Here is a 6,594-nt window from a genome sequence, read left to right on the forward strand (position 1 = left end):
CCGGACCTCGTAAGGCAGCGAGGACCAAACCTAAAACACGCAAGGAAGCAACTCCATGGGTAAACATGCTTTTGCCGCCGCACTGTTCGGTGTGGTCGCCTCCGGCTCGGCCATGGCACAGGGTGGACAGTTCTTCGTGGATGGCGGCATCGGGCGTTCCAGTTACTCCCTCTCCACCGGCCAGTACGACAACGACAAGACCGACTGGGCAACGTCGATCCGCGCGGGCTACATGTGGCACGGATTCGTGGATTACGGCGTGGAGCTGGGTTACGCGGACCTGGGTCAAGAGGTGGATCGAAACGTCCAATTTCACAACAGCGGATCGGATTATGTGCGCTATTCAACGGCCACCAATGGGTGGCTGTTTGGGGGGAGGCTGGAATATCTGCTGGGCCAATCCTGGTTTGTGATGGCGCGGGGAGGATGGTTTCGGCCGCGCGTCATTGAAGAGGGCGCAGACTGGACCCTTACAAGGGGAGGGCCTGTCCATACGGTTCCGGCGTCCGGTTACTCCCACTATCAGGACTCAGTCGACACGGGCACTMAAACCTATTTCGGCGTCGGCGTTGGCTATTGCCTGACACCCGATTGGCGCGTGGGCCTGAACTATGACTATTACGACCTGGGTTCTCTGTTTTCTATTCCGGGATACCGTCAGCCCTCGTCTCACGTGAAAACCTATTCGGCATCGGTCCAGTACAGATTCTGACTTTTCCACGCAGTCCATGGATTCGGATCGCCTCGGGTGCAGCTCCGAATGAATCGAATGTCTGAACGATGAGCGTGTTTGTGTCGGCGTGGCTGGGAACCTGTTCACTAGAGCGATGTCTTTCGTCGCAGCGGCGCGGAGACGTAACGATCCGCGCTGGCAGGGAGCCTTCGGGCGCGAACATCTCACAGCAAGGAAGTCATCCATGAGAAACTTCGGCGTGGCCATGCTGGCCATGGTTTTCAGCACGGCTGCGTGCAATGCATTGGCCCAGGACGGGCAGTTCTTCGTCAATGGAAACGTAGGCCAGTCCAATTTCAGTGCGCCGAGCTTTGGCGCAACGCATAAGGACAACAGCGATACGTATGGCGCTTTGCGCTTTGGCTATGCCTGGCAGGGCAAGTTCGATTATGGCGTGGAGGCGGGCTATGCCGACCTGGGCCAAATGGTTCGCAGTGGCACCTACACCTTTACCGGCATGAATGGCGAGCCAGCTCAAGCCGGCTATCGCCAAACAGGCTCGGCACGCGGCTGGTTGCTCGGTGGCAACCTGAAATACCACTTCGATTCGCCTTGGTACCTTTCGGCGCGTGGTGGCTGGTTTGTGGCCAGGACAAACTCCAAATTCGGCTCTAACGGTGAACTGGGTAGCAGCAGCCAAACCAACTCCCGTCCCTATTTCGGGCTGGGCGCTGGATATGATCTGACCCGGTCTTTCAGCGTTGGCGCGGGTTACGACTACTACAACCTGGGCGATTCGTTCGGTCATGTGAACGCTTATTCGGTCTCCGCCGAATTCCGCTTCTAACCCGATACGGCCGCGCAAGCGGCCGTCTCTTTGGGGCCGGCGAGCCTTTTGCGGCACAATGGCAGGGTTGTGCGTCGCGGACATCCCTGTTTTCGGCGCCCTGATCCCCCGGAGTCGAAGCAGCCGCCATGACCACCATCAAGCAAGACGATTTGATCCAGTCCGTCGCCGACGCCCTGCAGTACATCAGCTACTACCACCCCGTCGACTACATCAAGAACCTCGCCGCTGCCTATGAGCGCGAAGAGTCGCCGGCCGCCAAAGACGCGATGGCGCAGATCCTGATCAACTCGCGCATGGCCGCCGAAGGCCATCGCCCGCTGTGCCAGGACACCGGCATCGTCACGGTGTTTCTGAAAGTGGGCATGAATGTGCGCTGGGACGCCACGATGTCGCTTGACGACATGGTGAACGAGGGCGTGCGCCGCGCCTATAACGATCCGGACAACAAGCTGCGCGCCAGCGTGCTGGCCGATCCGGCCGGCAAGCGCAGCAACACCAAGGACAACACGCCGGCGGTGATCAACGTCTCCATCGTGCCTGGCGACACCGTCGAGGTGATCGTGGCGGCCAAGGGCGGCGGTTCCGAGGCCAAGTCCAAGTTCGCCATGCTCAATCCGTCCGATTCCATCGTGGACTGGGTGCTCAAGACCGTGCCGACCATGGGCGCCGGCTGGTGCCCGCCGGGCATGCTGGGCATCGGCATCGGCGGCACCGCCGAGAAGGCGATGTTGCTGGCCAAAGAATCGCTGATGGAMCACATCGACATCCAGGAGCTGATCGCSCGCGGCCCGCAGAACYGCATCGAGGAACTGCGCGTGGAGCTGTACGAGAAGGTCAATGCGCTGGGCATCGGCGCGCAAGGCCTGGGTGGTCTCACCACCGTGCTCGATATCAAGATCAAGGATTACCCGACCCACGCGGCAAACCTGCCGGTGGCGTTGATCCCCAACTGCGCCGCCACGCGCCATGCGCATTTCACCCTGGATGGCTCGGGCCCGGTCGCGCTCGATCCGCCGTCGCTGGAAGACTGGCCCAAGCTCACCTACGACTCCAGCAAGGGTCGCCGCGTGAATCTGGATACGGTCACCCGCGAAGAAGTTGCCAGCTGGAAGCCCGGCGAAGTGCTGCTGCTCAACGGCAAGCTGCTGACCGGCCGCGACGCCGCGCACAAGCGCATGGTCGACATGCTCAACAAGGGCGAGCCGCTGCCGGTCGATTTCAAGAATCGATTCATTTACTACGTGGGCCCGGTCGATCCGGTGCGCGACGAAGTGGTGGGCCCGGCCGGCCCGACCACCGCCACGCGCATGGACAAGTTCACCGAGCAGGTGCTGGCGCAGACCGGCCTGCTGGGCATGGTCGGCAAGGCCGAGCGTGGCCCCGCTGCCATCGAGGCGATCAAGCAGCACCAGTCGGTGTATTTGATGGCCGTGGGCGGCGCCGCTTATCTGGTGTCCAAAGCGATCAAGGCATCGCGCGTGGTCGGCTTCGCTGACCTGGGTATGGAAGCGATCTACGAGTTCACCGTTGAGGACATGCCGGTGACCGTGGCCGTGGATTCCGCTGGTACGTCCGTGCATCAGACGGGGCCGAAGGAGTGGCAGGGGCGCATTGGCAAGATTCCCGTGGTCGTTGCGTAACACCACACTTCTCCTTCTCCCCGTCGGGGAGAAGGCCGGGATGAGGGGCGGGTGCTTGCCCGAACGTTGCTAACGTGAGCTCTCGCTCGGCTAGAAACTGAGGCTAGATTGGCCCCTCGCCCCAACCCTCTCCCCGGAGGGGAGAGGGAGCTGACTGCGGCACTTCCAATCATCTCCGCATTTAGCCATCCAAACGCCTACTGTTTCGAGAGGTTGCATTCCTCCTGCTGCGGCGCAACACTCACCAGATTGTCTTCCCCACCACCACCGAAGGTAACCGTGAACCCGCAAAGCCCCGCGTCGCTCACCAACGACGCTCCCTGGATCGTGATGAAGTTTGGYGGCACCAGTGTCGCCACCCTGCCGCGCTGGCAGAATATTCTGGAGCTGGTAGCCAGCCGTCGCGCCGAAGGCGCACGTGTGCTGGTTGTCGTTTCGGCACTCTCCGGCATCACCGACGCACTCAAACAACTGTGCGCACAGGAAGACAAGGGCAAACGCATCGAGGCTGCCAAGGCGATCGCACAGCGTCACTACGACCTGCTCGATCACATGCAGCTGGCGGTTCCGGACACCCTCGGCGCCCGACTCGCCGAACTGGCGCAGCTGGCCGAAGACGGCCCGTCGCTGCTGGGCGAGCTGGCCTGGTCGGCACGCGTGCAGGCGCATGGCGAGCTGATGTCCAGCGCGCTGGGCTCGGCGTTTCTCAGCCATAGCGGTCTGGACACGCAATGGGTCGACGCGCGCGATTGCCTTGCCGCCATTGCGCTGCCCAACCAGAACGAGCGCACCAAACTGCTCTCGGCAATGGTGGAAACGCGGCCCGATCCGGCGCTCAATGCGCGACTTGCCGAGCTGGGCGAGGTGTTTATCACCCAGGGTTTCATCGCGCGCGAGGCGCAGGGCCGCACGGTGCTGCTTGGTCGCGGTGGTTCCGATACGTCGGCTTCGTATTTCGGCGCGTTGCTGAAAGCGCAGCGGGTGGAGATCTGGACCGACGTGGCCGGCATGTTCACCGCCAATCCGCGCCAGGTTCCCAGCGCGCGCCTGCTGCAGCGCCTGGATTACGAAGAAGCCCAGGAAATCGCCTCCACCGGCGCCAAAGTGCTGCATCCGCGCTGCCTGTCGCCGTTGCGCGAGCCGCGTGTGCCCTTGCTGATCAAGGACACCAATCGCCCGGAACTGGAAGGCACCTTGATCGGCCCCGAGGTGCGCGAGCATGCACCCAGCGTCAAGGCCATCAGCGCACGCAAAGGCATCACCCTGGTGTCGATGGAGTCGGTCGGCATGTGGCAGCAGGTCGGCTTTCTTGCCGACGTGTTCGCGCAGTTCAAGCAGCACGGTCTGTCGGTGGACATGATTGGCTCGGCCGAGACCAACGTCACCGTGTCGCTGGACCCTACGGAAAATCTGCTCGATTCCGATGCGCTCGCCGCCCTGGCCAGCGATCTGGCCAAGGTCTGCCGCGTGAAGGTGATTGCGCCGTGCGCGGCGATTACCCTGGTGGGTCGCGGCATGCGTTCGATGCTGCATACGCTGTCCAGCGTGCTGGCGGAGTTTGGTCAGCTGCGCGTGCACATGATTTCGCAGTCGTCCAACAACTTGAATCTCACCTTTGTGGTGGATGAAAACGTCGTCGACGAATTGCTGCCGCATCTGCACGAACTGCTGATCACCGCGGGCGCCTTGCGTACCGACGACAGTGCCTTGTTCGGCCCGAGCTGGCAGGCGTTGTATGGCACGGGCGACGTGTTGCCGCCGGCGGCTTCGTGGTGGCGCGAGGAGCGTCGCGCTGAGCTGCTCAAGATCGGTGCGGGCGCGACGCCGCGCTACGTCTACCACTTGCCGACGGTGCGCCAGCAGGCGCGCGAGCTGAAGACGCTGGGTGCGGTGGATCGCCTGCATTACGCGGTCAAAGCCAATACGCATCCGACCATTCTGAAGGCGCTTGCCGAAGAGGGCTTTGGCTTCGAATGCGTGTCGCCTGGCGAGTTGAAGGCGGTGATGGCGKTGGTGCCGGATACCGCGCCGCTGCTGTTCACGCCCAATTTCGCACCGCGTGAAGACTACGAGTGGGCACTGACCACGCGCGCCACGCTGTCGTTGGACTCGCTCTATCAGCTGGAAAACTGGGGCGAGCTTTTCCGCGGTCGCGAAGTCGTGCTGCGTCTTGATCTGGGCCGTGGCCTGGGTCATCACGAGAAAGTGCGCACGGGCGGCAGTGGCAGCAAGTTCGGTTTGCCGGTGGAGCAGCTCGATGCGTTCCTTCGTCTTGCCGATACGCATGGTGCCATGGTGCGCGGCCTGCATGCGCATCTGGGCTCGGGCATCCTCGACGATGGCCATTGGGGCGAGGTGTACGGCCAGCTGGCGAGCCTGGCCGAGCGCATCGGCAGCGTCACCTTCCTGGATATCGGCGGCGGCCTTGGCGTGCCGTCCCATCCGGGAGAGGCGCGCCTGGATATCGCCGCGCTCGACAAGGTGCTGCGCGACGTAAAGGCCGCTTATCCACATTACAAACTGTGGATGGAGCCGGGTCGCTACCTCGTGGCCGACGCGGGCGTGCTGATCACCAAGGTCACCCAGACCAAGGGCAAGGGCCATGGCCAGATCCGTTATCTCGGTGTCGATACCGGCATGAACAGCCTGATCCGTCCGGCGCTGTACGAGGCCTGGCACGAGATCGTCAACCTCACGCGGCTGGACGAGCCGGCCACGGCCTTGTTCCAGGTGGTCGGCCCGATCTGCGAGAGCGGCGACGTACTCGGCACCGACCGCCGCCTGCCCGAGCCGCAGGAAGGCGACGTGGTGCTGGTGGCGCAAGCGGGGGCGTACGGCAAGGTGATGTCCTCGCCGTATAACCTGCGGGATGAGGCGGAGGAGATCATCCTCGAGTAACCCTCGGTCCCACACTTCTCCCTCTCCCCTCCGGGGAGAGGGCTGGGGTGAGGGGCGGGTGCTCGCGGTAACTTTCCAATCACGGACGCTCACGGATGAAGCGTTTAAACGTAGATGGAGCACGCAGCCTGCGCGTCGGTCAGACAGACGCCGAGCAGTTGCTCTGGTATCACCTGCGAAATCGCCGCCTGCAAGGCTGGAAATTCCGCCGCCAGAACGAGATCGGGCTATACGTCGTTGATTTTGTCTGTCCGGATGCGGGCCTGATCGTGGAGCTCGACGGCGGCCAACATGGCGATCAGCCGATTTATGACGAAGCGCAAACACGAAAGCTTGGGGAAGAGGGCTACCGCGTGCTGCGTTTCTGGAACAATGAAGTACTGACGAACACTGAAAGCGTGCTTGAGGTCATTCTCGAGGCTTTGGCCAGCCCCGGCCCCTCACCCCAACCCTCTCCCCGGAGGGGCGAGGGAGCATGCAATGGAGACTGAGGCGTGACCACCAACATCAATCCTCGCCTGACCCAGGTTTTC

5 protein-coding genes are annotated in these 6,594 nt (G+C 62.6%); all 5 read left to right on the plus strand.

Annotated features, from left to right (window positions below; translation table 11 throughout):
* Positions 1-55: 55 nt before the first annotated feature.
* On the plus strand, positions 56-712 hold the full coding sequence (locus AC1DMG_RS06370) for an outer membrane protein (RefSeq protein WP_477180316.1): 657 nt from the start codon (positions 56-58) through the stop codon (positions 710-712).
* 205 nt (positions 713-917) lie between these two features.
* Complete coding sequence (locus tag AC1DMG_RS06375; RefSeq protein WP_477178397.1) at positions 918-1,520, plus strand: outer membrane protein; 603 nt, start codon at positions 918-920, stop codon at positions 1,518-1,520.
* 128 nt (positions 1,521-1,648) lie between these two features.
* Positions 1,649-3,163, plus strand: a complete 1,515-nt coding sequence (locus tag AC1DMG_RS06380; RefSeq protein ID WP_477180317.1) for a fumarate hydratase — start codon at positions 1,649-1,651, stop codon at positions 3,161-3,163.
* 279 nt (positions 3,164-3,442) lie between these two features.
* On the plus strand, positions 3,443-6,061 hold the full coding sequence (locus AC1DMG_RS06385) for a bifunctional aspartate kinase/diaminopimelate decarboxylase (RefSeq protein ID WP_477180318.1): 2,619 nt from the start codon (positions 3,443-3,445) through the stop codon (positions 6,059-6,061).
* Between the two features lie 95 nt (positions 6,062-6,156).
* Complete coding sequence (locus AC1DMG_RS06390) at positions 6,157-6,552, plus strand: endonuclease domain-containing protein (protein ID WP_477178395.1); 396 nt, start codon at positions 6,157-6,159, stop codon at positions 6,550-6,552.
* Positions 6,553-6,594: the final 42 nt, after the last annotated feature.

It is taken from the genome of Dyella sp. 01N36 (genome assembly GCF_056399745.1).